This window comes from Vibrio sp. YT-17 (assembly GCF_033337375.1).
Lineage (GTDB): Bacteria > Pseudomonadota > Gammaproteobacteria > Enterobacterales > Vibrionaceae > Vibrio > Vibrio alginolyticus.
Genome location: NZ_JAWOQP010000103.1, coordinates 1 through 1,303, shown reverse-complemented (window position 1 = coordinate 1,303; position 1,303 = coordinate 1). Strand labels below are relative to the sequence as shown.

Here is a 1,303-nt window from a genome sequence, read left to right as displayed (position 1 = left end):
TTCTTTGTGCCTTGTTTCGCTAGTACACGACCAGCAGCCCAGCCAAGCTTAAGTACGAAGTCTGGAGTGATTGGGTACTGTCCAACTTTACCGCGTACACCGTCCGTACCAAAGTAACGTCTTTTATTCGACATAAACTTACCTTTATTATTTTTAAATATTGTTTTGCGTCATTTCGACAATTTTCATTGCTTCAATAGTTTCTTCAAAATCATGAACACGAATGATCTGCGCGCCTTTCATGGCAGCAATCGTGGCACAAACGACACTGGCGTTAGTGCAATCTGCTGCGGGCTTATTAAGCAGCTTGAAAATCATTGATTTACGAGACATGCCCGCCAAGATAGGCAGACCGAACTCATGAAACTTCTCGAGATGAGCGAGCATATGATAATTGTGTTCAATGGTTTTGCCAAAGCCAAAACCAGGATCGAGGATAAGTTGAGACTTATTGATACCTACGGCTTCACAAGCAGCTATGCGCTCTTCCAGAAACTGAGCGACGTCATCCATCAAGTTCTCGTACTGAGGGCTTTCCTGCATAGTTCTAGGTTGCCCCTTCATATGCATTAAGCAAACAGGTAGTTTTGATGCAGCCGCAACTTGAAGTGCACCTGGTTCTTGTAACGCACGGATATCGTTAATCAGATCCGCACCAACAGCGATAGCCTGACGCATTACTTCTGCTTTACTAGTATCGACAGAGATCCATACATCGTATTTTTCGCGGATGGCCTTTACAACAGGAACAACGCGTTGCAGCTCTTCTTCTAGAGAGACATCTGGCGCACCAGGGCGTGTGGACTCACCACCGACATCAATGATGCTAACCCCTGCGGTAATCATTTTTTCGACCTGAGCAAGAGCAAGTTCGAGAGAATTGAATTTACCACCATCAGAAAATGAATCAGGGGTAACATTAAGAATCGCCATTACATGTGGACGAGAAAGGTCGAGAGATTTGTTATTTGCTGTAATAATCATAATAAATACAAAAACCCCGAGCTAACTCGGGGTTTATTATTATCAACACTCTTTATTCAGAGTCTTTCTTTTCTGGAACTTCACTTGAAGCAGAATCTTGAGAAGTAACTTGCTCTGCGGCATTCGCAGAATCCGTTGCTTTCTCTTCCTCTTTCACTTCAGGCGTTGCTTGAGGCTTATCGTCATCCTTTGGCTTATTCATTGGGTTATCACCCCAGCCTGCTGGCTCACGAATTTCCGCTTTACGTTCCATGAGATCATCAATTTGGCGAGCATCAATGGTTTCATACTTCATTAGCGCATCTTTCATCGCATGCAT

The 1,303-nt window shown here is 43.9% G+C and carries 2 protein-coding genes and 1 pseudogene; all 3 read right to left on the bottom strand.

Annotated features, from left to right (window positions below; translation table 11 throughout):
• On the bottom strand, positions 1–134 hold a 134-nt coding region (locus tag R7F67_RS24175; RefSeq protein ID WP_318057457.1), incomplete at its 3' end, for a hypothetical protein.
• Positions 135–153: 19 nt separating this feature from the next.
• Positions 154–984 carry a dihydropteroate synthase gene (gene folP / locus R7F67_RS24170; RefSeq protein ID WP_021454076.1) on the bottom strand — a complete coding sequence of 277 codons (831 nt, stop codon included), beginning with the start codon at positions 982–984 and terminating at the stop codon, positions 154–156.
• Positions 985–1,036: 52 nt separating this feature from the next.
• Positions 1,037–1,303 (bottom strand): annotated as a pseudogene (locus R7F67_RS24165) (ATP-dependent metalloprotease); the annotation flags it as partial.

Bases quoted from the DNA above. Each gene is read 5' to 3' on its own strand.
- folP (WP_021454076.1), bottom strand. From the start codon at position 984: ATGATTATTACAGCAAATAACAAATCTCTCGACCTTTCTCGTCCACAT.